Raw genomic sequence first — 16,932 nt, 5'->3', positions numbered from 1 at the left:
CCGCTTCGCCCGGCCAGTGGAGCCGGACGTGCCGACCGCCACCGCGAGGTCGTCCGGCAGGTCCGCCGGGTCGGAAGGTGACACGACGGGGCGGGGGCTCCCCTCGGCATACGGCAGCAGGGCCCCGTCGCCGGCGAGGGCGCGCTCCAGGTCGGGCAGGACGTGGAGCACGTCCGGACCGGCTGGCACGGGAAACGGGCGGGGTAGTCGCATCACGCGGCCCTCGGCATCGGTCTCGGGCGGGCGGGGGCCCCGACGGCGCGCGTGCGCGCGGCCAGGACGACGGTCCCCAGCAGGGCCGCCGCCACGACGGGGAAGCCGACGTGCGGGTTGAGCGGCAGCACGATGCCCAGGCCGCCGCCGAGCACCCACAGCACCAGGAGCACCGTCTCGGCCCACGCGAACACCGACGTGCGGACGTCCTCGCGCACCTCACGCTGGACGAGCGCGTCGAAGCACACCTTGGCCAGCTGCGCCGAGAGGCCCTGGACCAGCCCGAGCGCGACGAGGGTCCACGCGCCGTACCAGACGGCCGCCGCGACGCAGGTGGCGAACGCGAGCAGGACCGAGAGCATGGCGACCCGCTCGGGGCGGTGGTCCTTGAGGACGTTGCCGAGCGCGCTGCCGAGGACGTTGCCGACGCCGAGCGCGACGACGACGAGGCCGAGGGCCAGCCTGCCGTCCATGCCGTCGATCGGCCGCTCGCGGGCCAGGAAGGCCATGAAGAGGATGAGGAAGCCCGTCAGCAGCCGCGTGCCGCCCGTCGACCACAGCGCGTGCAGCACCGGCCACGGCACGGCGTGGACGCGGCGGCGCAACCGGCCCGCCGGCGCACCCGGGCGGCGACGGGGGGTGGGGGGAGGCGTCCCGGCGCCCGGCCCAGCGCCCACCGGGGCGTCCTCGGGGCGCAGCTCGCCCGCCGAGGAGTCGACCCGCGCCGGGAGCCGGATGGCCTGCACCGTGGCCACGACGAAGACGACGAAGGTGACCCGCAGGGCCCATTCCGGCCCGAACCGCAGGGCGGCGCCCGCGAGGGCACCACCGGCCATGGCGCCCACGATGCCGGCCACCGAGGACCTGGAGTTGGCCGTCATGAGCGTCATTCCCTGCGGGAGCACCCGGGGCACGGCGGCCGCCCGGGTCACGTTGTAGGTCTTGGAGGCCACGAGATAGGCGAGCGCCGCCGGGAAGAGCCAGTTGCTGTGCGTGGTGACGCCCTCCGCGAGCACCCAGCTGAGGAAGCCGCGGGCGGCCAGGGTGGCCCCGATGACCCAGCGCCGGCCGTGCCCGACCCGGTCGAGCAGCGGCCCGAGGAGGGGGGCGACGAGCAGGAAGGGCACCATGGCGACGAGCAGGAAGAGGGCGACCTGGCTGCGGGCCTGGGTCGTCGTCGGCGAGAAGAAGAGCGTCCCCGCGAGGGCGAGCGCCATCGCGGCGTCCCCGGCCGTGTGGCTCGCGTGCAGCTCGGTGACCCGCGCCAGCCCGCTCTCGTCGGCGCCTCCCGCGGCGACGTAGCCCCGGAAGGTGCGTGCCGCCAGCCGACCGCCGCGGGCGGCGAGACGGCCGCCGCCGGCGGCTGCCCGCCCGACGCCGCGGCCCAGCGCCCGGGAGGTCTCCCACCTTGAGCGGCCGAGAGGCGGCCGGGGACCGGGGGACTGCGGCTCGCTCGGCTCCCCCTGGCTGTCCACTCCTCCATCTTGCCCTGCCGCGCCGACACACGGGCGGGCGGCCGCCCGGCACGGATGCCCCCGAGAGGGGCTGCCCTGCGTCCGCGACAATGGCGCGCATGACCGAGACGCGGCCCATCGACACCTGGCTCACCGACATGGACGGCGTGCTCGTCCACGAGGAGGTGGCGATCCCTGGTGCGGCCGAGTTCATCGGACGGCTCCGCGAGCTCGGCAAGCGCTTCCTCGTGCTGACGAACAACTCGATCTTCACCCCGCGCGACCTGCGGGCCCGGCTGCTCGCCAGCGGCATCGACGTGCCCGAGAGCTGCCTGTGGACCTCGGCCCTGGCCACCGCGCAGTTCCTCGCGGACCAGCGCCCGGGCGGCACGGCATACGTCGTCGGTGAAGCGGGCCTCACCACGGCCCTGCACGACGTGGGCTACACGATGACCGAGCGCAACCCCGACTACGTCGTCCTGGGGGAGACGCGGACCTACTCCTTCGAGTCGATCACGCGCGCGATCCGCCTCATCGAGGGCGGCGCCCGCTTCATCGCCACCAACCCCGACCCCAGCGGTCCCAGCCAGCAGGGCACGCTGCCCGCAACGGGGTCCGTCGCGGCGCTCATCAGCACGGCGACCGGGCGGCAGCCCTACTTCATCGGCAAGCCCAACCCGCTCATGATGCGCAGCGCCCTCAACCGGCTCGAGGCCCACAGCGAGACGACCGTCATGGTGGGCGACCGGATGGACACCGACATCGTGTCGGGCCTCGAGGCGGGGCTGCGCACCGTGCTCGTCCTCACGGGCTCGACGCGGCCCGAGCAGGTCGAGCGCTTCCCCTACCGGGCGACCCGCGTCCTCGCCTCCGTGGCCGAGCTGCTGCCGCTCGTGGGGTGACGGGCGGCCCGGTCTCAGCCGGGGAGGAAGCTGAGCCGCACCTGCCGGTCGGGGTTGTCCACGTTGAGGTCCACGAGGCAGATGCTCTGCCAGGTGCCGAGCGTCAGCCGTCCGTCCACCACGGGGACGGTGGCGTAGGGCGGGATCAGGGCGGGCAGGACATGGGAGCGCCCGTGCCCCGGCGCGCCGTGCCGGTGCCGCCACCGCTCGTCGGCGGGCAGCAGCTCGCGCAGGGTGGTCAGCAGGTCCGCGTCGCTGCCGGCGCCGACCTCGAGCAGGGCCAGGCCGGCGGTGGCGTGCGGCACGAACACGTGCAGCAGCCCGTCCCCCATGCCGGCGACGTGGCGACGGCAGTCGTCAGTGATGTCGAGCACCGCCTCGTCGTGACCGGTCCGGTAGCTGTGCGTCTGCGTGTGCATGACCCCATGCTGCACGAGGGGGTTCGCCGGCATACGGCGCCGGGCGACGCGGTATGCCGCCGCAGTTCTGGCCACGCGACTGCCAGCTCAGGTCGACACTACTCGTTCGCGCCAATAGCCAGGCCGGCGCTTCGCGTGAGCCACGGCCACGACCGTCAGGACATCACGCTGGACGACGTAGACCACCCGGTAGGGGAAGTCGGTGATGCCCTTGGACCGCACGACCGGCTTTCGGTCCCACCCCGGCCAGGCCGCCCACGACTCCGGTGAGTCGAGGGCTGCGTCGATCGCTGCCCGCACGGCAGTCTCGAACCGCTCGCCGAGAGCGACCTCAAGCTCGTCGTACCAGCCGACCTCGGCGAAAAACTCGGCCCGCGCTTCCGGATGGAAGTCGAAGCCGAGGATCATGCGTTGCGCGCGGCCTGTCGAGCAGCCCGCCGCGCTGCCAACTCAGCGAAGACCTGCTCACCGGGGATGGTCCCGACCTTGCCGCTGAGGAGGTCATCCAGTCGGGTGGAGATCTCATCAGTCCACGCTTCGTCGACCGACTCCTGATCGGTGATCTCGATCGACTCCAGCAGGCGCAGGGCTACGTCCTTGCGCACCGAAGGAGGCAGGGCGAGCCCCGCCTTGTAGAACTCCGATGCGCTCAGCGACATGACAGCAGTCTACGTGCCGATGACGACGCCGCACGAAGCGCCGAGATGATCTTGTCGCCACGCATCTGCCACGCTAGTGGTGTGTCTTGCAAATAACTAGCCGTATAATTGATATCCTTAGACCATGAGCGGACGCGTAGCCAAGCCGTTGCCGATGTCGGACAGTGAGCGAGCCACCCTGGAGCAGCTGTCCCGATCACAGACGGCGCCACACCGACAGGTACAACGCGCGAAGGCGTTGCTTCTGGCGGCCGATGGTGTGGCGAATTCACGGATCTCGGAGCAGGTTGGGGTGACGCGGGTGACGGTGCGGGCTTGGCGCGCACGGTTCGTCGAGGACGGCCTGGCCAAGCTCGGCGAGGTCCGGGAGGGCCGGGGCCGAAGGGCGAGCATCGGTGAGGAGCAGGTGCGCGCGATCGTGCATGACACCTTGCACACCACACCGGAGGGTGAGACGCACTGGTCGTGCCGCACGATGGCCAAGCACGCCGGCGTCAGTCCGGCCACGGTGCAACGGATCTGGCACGACCTGGGGATCAAGCCGCACCGCCTCGACACGTTCAAGGTCTCGAACGACCCGCGGTTCGAGGAGAAGCTGACCGACGTGGTCGGCCTCTACCTGAACCCGCCCGAGAAGGCGGTGGTGCTGTGCCTGGACGAGAAGTCCCAGGTGCAGGCGCTGGACCGCACCCAGCCCTCGCTACCGATGGTCAAGGGCCGCGGCGCGACGATGACGCACGACTACAAGCGGCATGGCACCACCACCTTGTTCGCCGCCCTGAACGTGCTCACCGGTGAAGTGACCGGGCGCTGCTTCGAGCGGCACCGCAACGAGGAGTTCCTCAAGTTCCTCAAGGTCATCGACGCGCAAGTGCCCAAGGGCCAGGCGATTCACGTGATCCTGGACAACTACAGCACCCACAAGCACGAGGCCGTGCAGCGCTGGCTGGGCACCCACAAGCGGTTCCACCTGCACTTCATCCCAACCTCCTCGTCTTGGCTGAACCAGGTCGAACGGTGGTTCCGCGACCTCGACGCCAAGGCCCTGCGCCGCGGCAGCTTCAGCTCGGTGCCCGACCTGATCGCCGCGATCGAGGACTATCTACGAGCCCACAACGCCGAGCCGACCCCGTTCGTGTGGACGGCGACCGCCGAGTCCATCCTGGCCAAGGTCACCCGGGCACGTCGCAAGCTGGAAGAAGTGGTCAACCATTAGTGAGACGGACCACTAGGCGTTACCCCAATGGACCGTTCCGGTTCAGTCCGTGACGACGCGAATCCAGCGCTTTGATGAAGTGGCTCTCCGCCGCGTTGATCCCTGCGGCCGGAGTAGCCGGGTCGAAGACCCGCAGCACCGAGAGCCTGAACGTCGACGGGTCGAGCCCGCGCAGCTCGACGTTCCCGCCATGACCGTTGGCTGCGTAAGCCGCCCACCGCTGTAGCAGGTTCTCGGCACCGTCAGCCTTCCCGACGTAGTGCCGCCCGTCGCTGGTGTCGGTTATGAGGTAGATGCCGATCACCGAGGAAAGAGCGGTTCGCCATGCCGCGTAACGGTGCTCGCGGAGCACCGCCTGCAGCTGCGCATAGCCCAGTGTCAGAGCATCGAACCCTGGGAACCGCACCGGCTGCGCATCGGCAATCTCCATCACCGGATAGGCGGCCGCAGTCGTCGCGTTGATCCGCCACGTCCGCGGCGAGCGCCACCCGATCACCAGCCGGTTCCGCAGGTCGGCCATCAGGTGGGTGTGTTCGAGGTCGAATGTCCGCCGCAAGCCGTCGTTCTCGATCTCGCCGCGGTTGGTGACGACCAGCCAAAGCCGAGCGCGGTCACCGCCCTCCGGAAGGAAGACGACCCAGAGCTTCGGCGGTACTGCGGGGAAGATGCGCGAGTTGGCCGACTGCACTCGGGTGTAGGCGAGGATCTCGTCGTCGGAGGAGTCGCCGTGGATGCCGACCGTGCCGTCCTCGTGTTCACGCACGTAGGCGTGCCGGATCACCAGCGCGTCGGCCGGGTCGATGCCTTCACTCGCGAGGACAGCCGCAAAGGTCAGCGTCACCTCTCACCACCCTCCCGCGCATCTTCCGCGGCGTTCTGGCCACATGGCTCCCACATCGGAACACCCATCAGACCCCTGACGTGCGCCAGCGCGCCAGATCAGAAGTACCAGGGGAAGGGCGACCAGTCCGGATCGCGCTTCTCCAGGAACTGGTCGCGGCCCTCGACCGCCTCGTCGGTCATGTAGGCGAGGCGGGTCGCCTCGCCGGCGAAGACCTGCTGGCCCATGAGGCCGTCGTCGGTGAGGTTGAAGGCGAACTTGAGCATCCGCTGGGCCTGCGGCGACTTGCCCATGATCTCGGTGGCGGCCTGCAGCGCCTCGACCTCGAGGTCGGAGTGGTCGGCGACGATGTTGACCGCGCCCATCCGGTGCATGTCCTCGGCCGAGTAGGTGCGCCCGAGGTGGAAGATCTCCCGCGCGAACTTCTGCCCGACGGACTTGGCGAGGTATGCCGAGCCGTACCCGCCGTCGAAGGAGCCCACGTCCGCGTCGGTCTGCTTGAACCGCGCCTCTTGGCGCGACGCGATCGTGAGGTCGCACACGACGTGGAGCGAGTGCCCACCACCGGCGGCCCACCCGCTCACGACTGCGATGACGATCTTGGGCATGGTGCGGATGAGGCGCTGCACCTCGAGGATGTGCAGGCGCCCGCCCTGCGCCTTTGCGCGGGCCGCGTCGACACCGGCAGACGTGGGGTCGCCTTCCGGGGTGGTCGCGTACTGGTAGCCCGAGCGGCCGCGGATCCGCTGGTCGCCGCCGGAGCAGAACGCCCACTTGCCGTCCCTGGGCGAGGGGCCGTTGCCGGTGAGCAGGACGACGCCGACGTCGGGCGTCATCCGGGCATGGTCGAGGGCGCGGTAGAGCTCGTCGACGGTGTGCGGACGGAAGGCGTTGAGCACCTCGGGCCGGTTGAAGGCGACGCGGACGACGCCGGACTCCGGCGCCGGGCGGCCCGGCACGGGCCGGCGCCGGTGGTAGGTGATGTCGGTGAAGTCGAAGCCGGGCACGACGTCCCACGCACTCGGGTCGAAGATCTCGCTGACGGGTGCCTCGGTCACGGGGCCGACAATAGTGCTCGGCACCAGGCCGTCCGCCGCTACCGTCGGTCGCATGGCTCTGCGCTGGTACACCGTCGTCGTCGACTGCCGTGACATCGCCGCCCAGGCGCGTTGGTGGGCCGCCGCTCTCGACTGGCGGATCGTCTATGAGGACGAGCACGAGGTCGTCGTCATCCCACCGCACCTGAGCGCCGAGCCCGTGCCGGCCGCCGAGTGGGACCGACAGTGTCCCGGGCTTGTCTTCGTCCCCGTGCCGGAGGGCAAGCAGGCCAAGAACCGCCTCCACCTCGACCTCGCCCCGCATACGAGCCAAGAACGCGACGCCGAGATCTCGCGCCTGCTCGATCTCGGCGCCACCATGGCCGACGTCGGCCAGGGTGGTGACGTCACGTGGACGGTGCTCGCGGATCCGGAGGGCAACGAGTTCTGCGTCCTGTCGTCGCGGGACCGCTGACTGGCTCACCACCCCGATCTGGCCCGGCACCGCCGGGCTATCGTCGGCGTATGCCGATCCCGCCCTTCGTCACGGCGCTGCGCCGACGTGTCGGCCACGACCTGCTCTGGCTGCCGGGCGTCACCGCGGTCGTCGTCCGTGGGGCCGACGCCGGACCCGAGGTGCTCCTCGTGCGCCGCGCGGACAACGGCTCGTGGACCCCGGTGACCGGCATCGTCGACCCCGGCGAGGACCCGCACGTCACGGCCGTCCGCGAGGTGCTCGAGGAGGCCTCCGTGGTCGCCGAGGTCGAGCGCCTCGTCTGGGTGGCCGCCGGTGATGTCGTCACGCACCCGAACGGCGACCGCGCCCAGTACCTCGACCACACCTTCCGCTGCGCGTGGGTCTCCGGAGAGCCCGTCCCCGGCGACGACGAGTGCACGGACGCCGGCTGGTTCGCGCCACACGCGCTGCCGCAGATGCCGGAGCGCCACCGGGTGCGGGTCGAGTGGGCGCTCGCGGACGAGCCCGGGGTGCGGCTCGGCTCCGGCGACGTCGCGGCCCGGCGGTGACTCCAGCCGTCCTGCCGGAGCGCGAGGACCTCCTCGCTCGGCTGCACGTCGTGTCCATCCCGATGCGGGTGCCGTTCCGCGGGGTCGACCATCGCGAGGCCGTCCTCATCGACGGGCCCTCTGGGTGGGGCGAGTTCGCTCCGTTCCTCGAGTACCCGGACGCGGAGGCTGCCCGGTGGCTGGCCGCCGCGATCGAGTCCGCGTATGCCGCGTGGCCGGCGCCGCGGCGCGACACGATCCCGGTCAACGCCACCGTGCCGGCGGTCGCGCCCGACGACGTGCCCGGGGTGCTGGCCCGCTTCGACGGCTGCACGACAGCAAAGGTGAAGGTGGCCGAGCGTGGTCAGACCCTGGCCGACGACCTCGCGCGGGTCTCGGCGGTGCGCAGCGCGATGGGCCCCTCCGCCCGGGTGCGCGTCGACGCCAACGGGGCCTGGGATGTGGAGTCCGCCGTCACCGCCCTGAGGGCCTTGTCGGCGTGTGACCTGGAGTATGCCGAGCAGCCCTGTCCCACCGTGGAAGACCTCGCCGAGCTGCGGATCCGCTTGGCGCGCAATGGGATCGACGTGCCCATCGCCGCGGACGAGTCCATCCGCAAGGCCGACGACCCACTGCGCGTGGCCGCCCTGCAGGCGGCCGACCTCGTCGTCGTCAAGGCCGCGCCGCTGGGCGGCGTGCACCGCGCACTGGAGGTCGTGGCGGCCAGCGGCCTTGTGGCAGTGGTGTCCTCGGCACTTGACACGAGTGTCGGCATCGCCGCCGGGGTCGCGCTCGCCGCGGCCCTGCCGACGCTCGAGCACGCGTGCGGGCTGGGGACGGTGGGGCTCTTCACTGCCGACGTCGCCGCCGAGCCGCTGCGACCCGTGGGCGGTGTCCTCCGGCCCGGCCGGTCCGAGCCGACGGCCGAGGCGCTCGCCCGGCTCGCCGCGCCGCAGCACCGGCGCCGCTGGTGGGTCGACCGGGTGGGCCGGTGCCTGGACCTGCTGCGCGTGCCCGGGCTGCCCTCGTGATCACCGCCTGCCTCAACGGCGCCCGGCTCCGCGGCGCCCATCCCCGGCTCCCGGTCACGGCCGAGGAGCTGGGCGTCGACGCCGCGGCCGCGGTGGCCTCCGGAGCGGGCATGCTCCACGTGCACCCGCGCAATGCCCTCGGGCGGGAGAGCCTGTCCGCCGCCGACGTCGTGGCGGCCGTCGCGGCGATCCGGGGCCACGCGCCAGGCGTTCGCGTCAGCGTGACGACGCGGGACGGCATCGTCACCGACCACCTGGCCAAGCTTCGGGCGCTGCGAGAGTGGCCGGAGCCGGCCGAGGGTGGGCCGGACTGCGCGAGCGTCAACTGGCACGAGCCTGGGGCCGTCGAGGTGGCCCGTGTCCTGCGGGCCCGGGGCGTCGGCGTCGAGGCCGGCATCTGGACGCCGCGGGCCGCGACGGCCTTCGTCTCGACGCCGTGGCCCTGGCAGGTCGAGCGGGTGCTCGTCGAGGCCATCCCGGGCTCGAGTCCCGGATCCAACGCCCGCTGGTCCGTCGAGCGCATCCTTGCCGCTCTCGGAATGTCGCCGCAGCCGTTGCTCGTGCACGGCGAGCAGGGCTGGACGTGGCCGGTGCTGCGCTGGGCGCAGGCGGCGGGGCACCACGTGCGCATCGGCTTCGAGGACACCCTCGTGCTGCCGACCGGGCAGGAGGCCTACGACAACGCGGAGCTCGTCGCCGCGGCCCTCGGCGGCGACGCCCGGAGCCACGCGCACAGGTAGCGGCGTGTGCGCAAGTGGCCACTCGACGGAAGGGGGGCGTGTGCGGCCCGGTCGAGTGGTCAGTTGTGCTCGGTCACCGGGCGCCCCGGCAGGGCCTGCCGCGCGAGCTCGCGCAGCCGCGCGGCCTCCGCGCGCCGGTCAGCGCGCGAGACGGGCACCTCGAGCACCCGGATCCCGTCCGGGTGCTCGGCGAGGGCGGCCGCCAGGCGCCCGAGGTCGGTCACCCGCTCGTATGCCGTCGAGTGGGCGTGGCAGAGCGCCTCGAGGTCGGTCCCGTGTGGCGTGCCGAAGACCCGCTCGAAGGCCCCGGAGTAGCGGCGGTCCCCCTGCTCCAGGGTCGCGAAGATCGCCCCGCCGTCGTCGTTGAGGACGACGACCGTCAGGCTCGGACGCCGCTCACCCGGCCCGATGAGCAGCGCGTTGCTGTCGTGCAGGAAGGTCAGGTCCCCGACGTAGGCGAGGGTCCGCGCGGCGCGGGGCCGGCCGAGCGCCACGCCGACCGCCGTGGACACGAGGCCGTCGATGCCGGCCAGCCCGCGGTTGCCCACGACGAAGCGGTGCTCGTGCGCCGGCCAGGGCCTGGCCATGACGTCGAGGTCGCGCACCGGGTTCGACGAGCCGACGACGAGGGTCGTGTCGGCCGCGACGGCATCCGCCACGACGGTCGCGACGGCGAGCGGCACCACGCCCTGCCCGGCGGTCTCGCGGTCGATGAGCCGCCCGAGCCGTGCGTCGGCCACGCGCCAGCGCTGGGCCCACTCGGGGTCGTCGGCCCCTTCCGCGACCGGCACGAGGTCGAGGTGGCGGGCCACCCGCCCGGGGTCGGTGGCGACGCCGTCACGGCCGCGCACCGAGAGCACCTCGAGCGCCGGGTCGCTGACGAGGTCGGTGACCGGCCGGGAGAGGGTCGGCCGGCCGACCACGACCACCCGCTCGATGTCGTCCCGCAGCGGCGTGGTGAGCAGCAGGCGGTAGGTGCGGATGGCCTGCGGGCCGATCCGCGCACCGGACGTCGGCTCTGCCAGGAGCGGCCAGCCGCCGGCCTCGGCGAGCAGCCGCGCCGCCGGACCCGCGTCGTCACCGGCGACGACGACGGTCCGCGGCCCGCACGGCAGCGTCTCGCCGCCCCGGTCGAGGGCCACGGAGTCGTCCCGTCCCGCAGCAGGGTCGGCGCCGACCGGTGCGGCCCACCACGTCGCGGGGTCCGGGTCGGGGGGCAGCAGGTCTCCGTCGAGCTGGACGTTGACCTGCGTCGGCCCGCAGGCGCCGCACGCGGCCCGCACGGCCGAAGCGACCTCGGCGTCCGTTGCCTCCGGCCCGAGGTCGTGGCACGTCGCGAACGTGCCGAAGAGGCCGGCCTGGTACGTCGTCTGGTTGGCGCCGGTGCCCCGCAGCCGCTCGGGCCGGTCGGCGCTCACGACGACGAGCCGGCGCCCCGTGTGCGCGGCCTCCATCACCGCGGGGAGCAGGTTGCCGACGGCGGTCCCCGAGGTGGTCACGACCGCGACGGGCCGCCGGGAGCCGGTGGCGAGCCCCAGCGCGAGGTAGGCCGCGGAGCGTTCGTCGACGCGCACGTGCAGGCGCAGGTCGCCGGCCCGGTCGGCGGCGTGCAGGGCGAGCGCGAGCGGCGCCGACCGGGAGCCGGGGGCGAGGACCGCGTCCCGCAGCCCGGCGGCATACAGCTGCTGGACGAGCGCCTGGGCCAGCTCGGGGGCGCTGCGCCGGCCCGTCACGGCGCGGCGCCGGTGAGCGCGTCCCGCATGGGGACGAGCTTGGCCACCGACTCGGCCACCTCGGACTCCGGGTCGGAGCCCGAGACGATGCCGCAGCCTGCGTAGAGCCGGATCTGCGACGGGTCCTCGGCGGCGAGGGCCCCGCACCGCAGGGCGATGCCCCAGGCGCCGTCACCGGACGCGTCCATCCACCCGACCGGACCGGCATAGCGGCCTCGATCCATGTGCTCCAGCTCGGCGATGAGCCGCACCGCGACGGGGGTCGGCGTGCCGCCGACCGCGGCCGACGGGTGGAGCGAGGCGGCGAGGGCGAGCGAGCTGATCCCGTCGGCCGCGACCGCCGCGACGTCGGTCGCGAGGTGCATGACGTTGGGCAGGTGCAGCACGAAGGGCGCCTCCGGCACGTTCATCGACGAGCAGTGCGGAGCGAGCGCCTCGGCCACCGAGCGCACGGCGTACTCGTGCTCCTCGAGGTCCTTCGACGAGCGAGCCAGCGAGGCGGCCAGCGCGAGGTCCTTCGCGTCGTCGCCTGTCCTGCGGATCGTCCCGGCGAGCACCCGTGAGGTGACGAGTCCCTGGTCGCGCCGCACGAGCAGCTCGGGAGTCGCGCCGACCAGGCCGGCGACGGCGAACACCCACGTGTTCTCGTAGCGCTCGGCGAGCCGCCGCAGGAGCCACCTCGGGTCGATGGGCCCGTCCGCGCCGGCGATGAGGTCCCGGGCGAGGACGACCTTGTCGAGCTCGCCGGCGGCGATCCGGCGCACCGCCTCGCCCACGGCGGAGGCGTATGCCGCCGGCGGCACCGCGCCGTCGGCGAAGACGACGCCGCTCGGGGCGACGGGGTCGGGGGCTGGACGCGGCAGCCGGACGGGACGCAGCTGGGGCTCGGCGGTGATGGACGTCATCCAGGTGCGGCCGTCGCGGCGCCCGAGGATCGAGGCGGGCACGACGAGCCCCCCGGGCTCGGCGGAGTCGTCGGCGAAGGGGAAGGAGCCGAAACAGACCAGCCCGCTGCCCGGCAGCCGCACGTCGTCGCGCACCACCGCCCGGTGCGCCACGTCGCGCCACCACGCGTCCGCGTCGGCGAAGCGCCGCGGGCCCGTCGCGGGGAAGGCGAGCGCCCGGCCCCACCCGACCAGCCCGTCGCCGCGGCGCACCCACGAGAGCACCTCGTCGTAGGGCGCGTCGGCGGGCAGGTAGCCGAGCAGCGCCTCCCCTGCGGGGAGCGGGACGGAGCGGACCACGAGGGAGGTCGCGGGCGCCGCGCCGGGGGCGGGAAGCGATGACATCGCGAGCCACTCTACGGCGGGACCTCGGGCGCCCGAGGAGCCCGTATGCCGTGGGGCCGGCGCGCGGGCCGCGCCGCAGCGCCCGGCGGTGCGAGGATGGGCGCATGACCCGGGCCCAGCTGGACAAGAAGCCGGTCGACGTGGCGTCGATGTTCGACGACGTGGCCGAGAAGTACGACGTGACCAACGATGTCCTCTCCCTGGGGCAGGACCGGCTGTGGCGGCGGGCGGTCGTGCGCACGGTGGCCGCCGTCGCGGGGGAGCGCGTGCTCGACATCGCCGCCGGGACGGGCACGTCGAGCGAGCCGTTCGCGGACGCCGGGGTCGACGTCGTGCCGGCCGACTTCTCCCTGGGCATGCTCAAGGTGGGGCGCCGGCGGCGCCCGGACCTGGCCTTCACCGCGGCCGACGCCATGGCGCTGCCCTTCGCGGACGACTCGTTCGACGCGGTGACGATGAGCTTCGGCCTGCGCAACGTCGCCGACCCGTCGGTCGCGCTGCGCGAGTTCCTCCGGGTCACGCGACCCGGTGGGCGGCTCGTCGTGTGCGAGTTCAGCCAGCCCGTGAACCGGGTGCTGCGCACCGTCTACACGAACTACCTCATGCGGGCCCTGCCCAAGGTGGCCCGTCGCACGTCGAGCAACCCCGAGTCGTACGTCTACCTCGCCGAGTCGATCCGCGCGTGGCCCCCGCAGGGCGAGCTCGCCCGGACGATCGAGGGGGCGGGGTGGACCCGGGTGGGGTGGACCAACCTCACGGGTGGCATCGTCGCTCTCCACACGGCGACGAAGCGCCGTTGACGCCGGTGCGGAGCCGTACGAGCCGGCCGCGCGGGTGTCGGGGGGCGCCGGGGAGGCGGAGCCGCGTGGAGGGTCTAGACTCGCCGCGGAGTTCGTGAAGCAGTTCACAAAGTCGGTCCCCACCGCGGGACACGGAGCGCGCAGGGAGTCATGAGCAGTTCGAGCGGCACTGCCGAGCAGAGCGAGCGCGACGGGACCGCGAGCGCCGACGTCATCGTCGTCGGCGCGGGCCCCGCAGGGTCGGCCACCGCGGCATACCTCGCGATGACCGGACTCGACGTGCTCGTCCTCGAGAAGACCCACTTCCCGCGGGAGAAGGTGTGCGGGGACGGGCTCACACCCCGCGCCGTGCGTGAGCTCATCAGCCTCGGCGTCCCCACCCCCGAGGACGACGGCTGGATCCGCAACCAGGGCCTGCGCATCCTCGGTGCGGGCATGCGCCTGCAGCTGGACTGGCCCGACACCACGGCCTTCCCGCCCTACGGCCTCGTGCGCACCCGCATGGACTTCGACGACATCCTCGCCCGGCACGCCGTCGCGCACAGCGCACGGCTGCGCCAGGGCTGCACCGTGACGGGGCCCCTCACCGACGACCGGGGACGGATCGTCGGCGTCAGCGCCAGGGACGTCGACGCAGCGGGCCGCGCCACGGGAGAGACCAGGCGGTTCCGGGCGCCGCTCGTCGTCGCGGCCGACGGCAACTCCTCCCGGCTCTCGCTCGCCATGGGCCGCGAGAAGCGGGACGACCGGCCCATGGGGGTTGCGGTCCGGACCTACTACAAGAGCCCGCGCACCGACGACGACTACCTCGAGTCGTGGCTCGAGCTCTGGGCCCAGGACCCTGCGACGGGCCGCGACGTGCTCCTGCCCGGCTACGGCTGGATCTTCGGCGTCGGCGACGGCACGTCCAACGTCGGCCTCGGGATCCTCAACACCTCCAAGGCCTTCGGCAACGTCGACTACAAGGACGTGATGCGCCGCTGGGTCGCCACGATGCCCGACGAGTGGACCATGGGCGACGACACCATGACCCAGCCCATCCGCGGCGCCGCGCTGCCCATGGGATTCAACCGGCAGCCGCACTACGCCGACGGGCTCCTGCTCGTCGGCGACTCCGGCGGCATGGTCAACCCGTTCAACGGCGAAGGCATCGCCTACGCCATGGAGTCGGGGCGCATCGCGGCCGAGGTCGCTGCCCACGCGTTCGCCCGCCCCGACGACGCCGGCCGGGAGCGGGTGCTCCAGTCCTACAACACGCAGCTGAAGCAGGCGCTCGGCGGCTACTACACGCTCGGCCGCCACTTCGCGACCATCATCGGCAACCCGGAGGTCATGCGCCTCGCGACGAAGTACGGCCTGCCGCGCACGACCCTCATGCGGTTCCTGCTCAAGATCATGGCCAACCTCGCCGAGCCCGGCGGCAAGGGCGCGAGCGACCGCATCATCAACGCCCTCTCGCGGATGGCCCCGGACGCATGATCCGCAGGTCAGGCCGGGTCGTGGCGTCGCGCGGCGACGTCGCCGCGCTGCATAGGATGGGTCCGGCGCGCGTCTCCAGTGACCCGACGGGAAGGACCGAAGGATGAGCCAGCCCTACGTCCCGATTCTGTTCATGCTGGCGCTGGGCTTCGGCTTCGCCGCCCTGTCGGTCGGCACGTCCATGGTCGTCGGCCCCAAGCGCTACAACCGCGCCAAGCTCGAGGCGTACGAGTGCGGCATCCAGCCTTCCCCCCACGCGGCGGGCGGCGGCCGGGTGCCGATCAAGTACTACCTCACGGCGATGCTCTTCATCATCTTCGACATCGAGAGCGTCTTCCTCTACCCCTTCGCGGTCGCCTTCAACAAGCTGGGCCTGTTCGCCCTGGTCGAGATGGTCCTGTTCATCCTCACCGTCTTCGTCGCCTACGCCTACGTGTGGCGCCGGGGCGGCCTCGAGTGGGACTAAGGAGTAACTGATGGGTATCGAAGAGAAGCTCCCCTCGGGCTTCCTGCTCTCGACGGTGGAGTCGCTCGCGGGCTACATGCGCAAGGCGTCCATGTGGCCGGCCACCTTCGGGCTCGCCTGCTGCGCCATCGAGATGATGGCCGTCGGCACGCCCGACTACGACATCGCCCGCTTCGGCATGGAGCGCTTCTCCGCCACGCCCCGCCAGGCCGACCTGATGATCGTCGCCGGCCGCGTGAGCCAGAAGATGGCGCCGATCGTCCGCCAGGTCTACGACCAGATGCCCAACCCCAAGTGGGTCATCGCCATGGGCGTGTGCGCCAGCTCCGGCGGCATGTTCAACAACTACGCCATCGTCCAGGGGGTCGACCACATCGTCCCGGTCGACATCTACCTGCCGGGCTGCCCGCCGCGCCCCGAGATGCTGCTCAACGCGATCATCGAGCTGCACAAGCAGATCCAGAGCACCCCGCTCGGGGTCAACCGCGAGGCGGCGGCGCGGGCCGCGGAGGCGGCCGCCCTGACGGCGACCCCGACCCACGAGATGAAGGGCCTGCTCGCATGACCCCGGCCGACCAGGGCGGCGGCAGCCCGGAGAAGGCCAGCGCCGAGCAGACGCACAGCACCGGCCTGACGCCGACCGAGCTCGAGCGCGCCCAGGCGGCACAGGGGACGGCGGGCGAGCCGCTCGTCGTGGGCGTGCGGCGCGGCATGTTCGGCTCCTCCGACGGGGCGGACACCTCCGGCTACGGCGGGCTCGTCGCGCCGATCGTCGTCGCCGGACCGGCCCAGCGGCCCTACGGGGGCTGGTTCGACCAGCTCGTCGACGACCTCGAGCGCGGCCTCGTGGGCGGCTCCGCCTCGATCGCCGAGGCGGTCGACAGCGTCGTCGTCGACCACGGCGAGCTGACGATCCACGTCAACCGCCAGCACCTGCCCGCGGTCGCCAGGGTGCTGCGCGACGACCCGTCACTGCGTTTCGAGCTGTGCCTCGGCGTCTCCGGCGTCCACTACCCCGAGCGGACCGGCGCCGAGCTCCACGCCGTCTACCACCTCCTGTCGATCACCCATGGCAGCAAGCGGGTCCGGCTCGAGGTGTCCTGTCCCGACTCGGACCCGCACATCCCGTCGATCGTGTCGACCTACCCCGCGGCCGACTGGCACGAGCGCGAGACCTGGGACATGTTCGGGATCGTCTTCGACGGCCACCCGGCCCTGACCCGCATCCTCATGCCCGACGACTGGCCGGGCCACCCCCAGCGCAAGGACTACCCGCTCGGCGGCATACCCGTCGAGTACAAGGGCGCGACGGTCCCGCCGCCGGACCAGCGGAGGTCGTACACCTGATGAGCACCCAGACCGGCAACGACCCCTACGCCACCTCGGCGACCGACGAGCAGGCCGCCGAGGGCGCCCACGTCTTCACCGTCGACGGCGGGGACTGGGACGACCTCGTCGACGAGGCGACCTCGCTCGGCGAGGAGCGCATCGTCGTCAACATGGGCCCTCAGCACCCGTCCACGCACGGGGTGCTCCGGCTCATCCTCGAGCTCAACGGTGAGAGCGTCACCGAGGCCCGCGCGGGCATCGGCTACCTGCACACCGGCATCGAGAAGAACATGGAGTACCGCACCTGGGTGCAGGGCGT

19 protein-coding genes and 1 pseudogene are annotated in these 16,932 nt (G+C 72.6%); 12 read left to right on the top strand and 8 right to left on the bottom strand.

All coding sequences use genetic code 11. The annotated features are described in order from the left end of the window. Positions 1–212 precede the first annotated feature (212 nt). Complete coding sequence (locus tag VFJ94_RS10205; RefSeq protein WP_325004099.1) at positions 213–1,688, bottom strand: MFS transporter; 1,476 nt, start codon at positions 1,686–1,688, stop codon at positions 213–215. 98 nt (positions 1,689–1,786) lie between these two features. Between VFJ94_RS10205 and VFJ94_RS10200 the strand changes: the two genes are divergently transcribed. After that, entirely contained in the window at positions 1,787–2,569 is a 783-nt protein-coding gene (locus VFJ94_RS10200) for an HAD-IIA family hydrolase (RefSeq protein WP_325004098.1), read from the top strand. 14 nt (positions 2,570–2,583) lie between these two features. On the opposite strand, the gene VFJ94_RS10195 is transcribed toward VFJ94_RS10200, so the two are convergent. The 3 genes from VFJ94_RS10195 to VFJ94_RS10185 are packed head-to-tail and all read right to left on the bottom strand — an operon-like array spanning position 2,584 to position 3,647. Next, positions 2,584–3,063 carry a secondary thiamine-phosphate synthase enzyme YjbQ gene (locus VFJ94_RS10195; protein WP_325004097.1) on the bottom strand — a complete coding sequence of 160 codons (480 nt, stop codon included), beginning with the start codon at positions 3,061–3,063 and terminating at the stop codon, positions 2,584–2,586. 12 nt (positions 3,064–3,075) lie between these two features. Continuing rightward, a complete protein-coding gene (locus VFJ94_RS10190) occupies positions 3,076–3,396 on the bottom strand; it encodes a type II toxin-antitoxin system RelE/ParE family toxin (protein WP_325004096.1) in 321 nt (106 codons plus the stop codon). Next, entirely contained in the window at positions 3,393–3,647 is a 255-nt protein-coding gene (locus VFJ94_RS10185; protein ID WP_325004095.1) for an addiction module protein, read from the bottom strand. The genes VFJ94_RS10190 and VFJ94_RS10185 overlap by 4 nt, the downstream gene beginning before the upstream one ends. A 124-nt stretch (positions 3,648–3,771) precedes the next feature. Here VFJ94_RS10185 and VFJ94_RS10180 point away from each other — a divergent pair, with 124 nt between their 5' ends. Then, complete coding sequence (locus VFJ94_RS10180; protein ID WP_325004094.1) at positions 3,772–4,863, top strand: IS630 family transposase; 1,092 nt, start codon at positions 3,772–3,774, stop codon at positions 4,861–4,863. 19 nt (positions 4,864–4,882) lie between these two features. Here the strand turns inward: VFJ94_RS10180 and VFJ94_RS10175 are convergent, their stop codons facing one another. Together VFJ94_RS10175 and VFJ94_RS10170 are read right to left on the bottom strand one after the other, a co-directional pair. Further along, complete coding sequence (locus VFJ94_RS10175) at positions 4,883–5,704, bottom strand: GIY-YIG nuclease family protein (protein WP_325004093.1); 822 nt, start codon at positions 5,702–5,704, stop codon at positions 4,883–4,885. 98 nt (positions 5,705–5,802) lie between these two features. Beyond that, entirely contained in the window at positions 5,803–6,762 is a 960-nt protein-coding gene (locus VFJ94_RS10170) for a 1,4-dihydroxy-2-naphthoyl-CoA synthase (protein WP_325004092.1), read from the bottom strand. Positions 6,763–6,814: 52 nt separating this feature from the next. Here VFJ94_RS10170 and VFJ94_RS10165 point away from each other — a divergent pair, with 52 nt between their 5' ends. Genes VFJ94_RS10165 through VFJ94_RS10150 form a run of 4 tightly spaced genes read left to right on the top strand, consistent with a single transcriptional unit; the run spans position 6,815 to position 9,517 of the window. After that, positions 6,815–7,216, top strand: a complete 402-nt coding sequence (locus tag VFJ94_RS10165) for a VOC family protein (protein ID WP_325004091.1) — start codon at positions 6,815–6,817, stop codon at positions 7,214–7,216. A 50-nt stretch (positions 7,217–7,266) separates the two neighbouring features. Beyond that, positions 7,267–7,767, top strand: a complete 501-nt coding sequence (locus VFJ94_RS10160; RefSeq protein ID WP_325004090.1) for an NUDIX domain-containing protein — start codon at positions 7,267–7,269, stop codon at positions 7,765–7,767. Beyond that, positions 7,764–8,777: an o-succinylbenzoate synthase gene (locus VFJ94_RS10155; protein WP_325004089.1), complete on the top strand. Its 1,014-nt coding sequence runs from the start codon at positions 7,764–7,766 to the stop codon at positions 8,775–8,777. The genes VFJ94_RS10160 and VFJ94_RS10155 overlap by 4 nt, the downstream gene beginning before the upstream one ends. Beyond that, positions 8,774–9,517, top strand: a complete 744-nt coding sequence (locus tag VFJ94_RS10150) for a 3-keto-5-aminohexanoate cleavage protein (RefSeq protein ID WP_325004088.1) — start codon at positions 8,774–8,776, stop codon at positions 9,515–9,517. The genes VFJ94_RS10155 and VFJ94_RS10150 overlap by 4 nt, the downstream gene beginning before the upstream one ends. A gap of 59 nt (positions 9,518–9,576) precedes the next feature. On the opposite strand, the gene menD is transcribed toward VFJ94_RS10150, so the two are convergent. Together menD and VFJ94_RS10140 are read right to left on the bottom strand one after the other, a co-directional pair. After that, positions 9,577–11,250, bottom strand: a complete 1,674-nt coding sequence (menD, locus tag VFJ94_RS10145; RefSeq protein ID WP_325004087.1) for a 2-succinyl-5-enolpyruvyl-6-hydroxy-3-cyclohexene-1-carboxylic-acid synthase — start codon at positions 11,248–11,250, stop codon at positions 9,577–9,579. After that, a complete protein-coding gene (locus VFJ94_RS10140; protein ID WP_325004086.1) occupies positions 11,247–12,539 on the bottom strand; it encodes an isochorismate synthase in 1,293 nt (430 codons plus the stop codon). Before VFJ94_RS10140 ends, menD begins: the two co-directional genes overlap by 4 nt. Before the next feature lie 104 nt (positions 12,540–12,643). On the opposite strand from VFJ94_RS10140, the gene VFJ94_RS10135 reads away from it, so the two are divergent. The 6 genes and pseudogenes from VFJ94_RS10135 to VFJ94_RS10110 all read left to right on the top strand — a co-directional run. Further along, on the top strand, positions 12,644–13,339 hold the full coding sequence (locus VFJ94_RS10135; RefSeq protein WP_325004085.1) for a demethylmenaquinone methyltransferase: 696 nt from the start codon (positions 12,644–12,646) through the stop codon (positions 13,337–13,339). A 150-nt stretch (positions 13,340–13,489) separates the two neighbouring features. Then, a complete protein-coding gene (locus tag VFJ94_RS10130; RefSeq protein WP_325004084.1) occupies positions 13,490–14,818 on the top strand; it encodes a geranylgeranyl reductase family protein in 1,329 nt (442 codons plus the stop codon). Between the two features lie 103 nt (positions 14,819–14,921). Next, entirely contained in the window at positions 14,922–15,284 is a 363-nt protein-coding gene (locus tag VFJ94_RS10125) for an NADH-quinone oxidoreductase subunit A (RefSeq protein ID WP_325004083.1), read from the top strand. Between the two features lie 10 nt (positions 15,285–15,294). Beyond that, positions 15,295–15,849 (top strand): NADH-quinone oxidoreductase subunit B family protein, encoded by a 555-nt coding sequence (locus VFJ94_RS10120; RefSeq protein WP_325004082.1) that lies wholly within the window; start codon positions 15,295–15,297, stop codon positions 15,847–15,849. Beyond that, positions 15,846–16,631, top strand: coding sequence for an NADH-quinone oxidoreductase subunit C (locus VFJ94_RS10115; RefSeq protein WP_325004081.1), 786 nt, complete (start codon positions 15,846–15,848; stop codon positions 16,629–16,631). The genes VFJ94_RS10120 and VFJ94_RS10115 overlap by 4 nt, the downstream gene beginning before the upstream one ends. Then, positions 16,631–16,932 (top strand): annotated as a pseudogene (locus VFJ94_RS10110) (NADH dehydrogenase subunit D); the annotation flags it as partial. The gene VFJ94_RS10115 and the pseudogene VFJ94_RS10110, both read left to right, overlap by 1 nt.

The sequence above is a fragment of the Intrasporangium sp. genome (assembly GCF_035688975.1).
Classification (GTDB): domain Bacteria; phylum Actinomycetota; class Actinomycetes; order Actinomycetales; family Dermatophilaceae; genus CALMNV01.
Note: the sequence above shows the minus strand (reverse complement) of the source record. Positions and strands in the feature narration are given on the sequence as shown.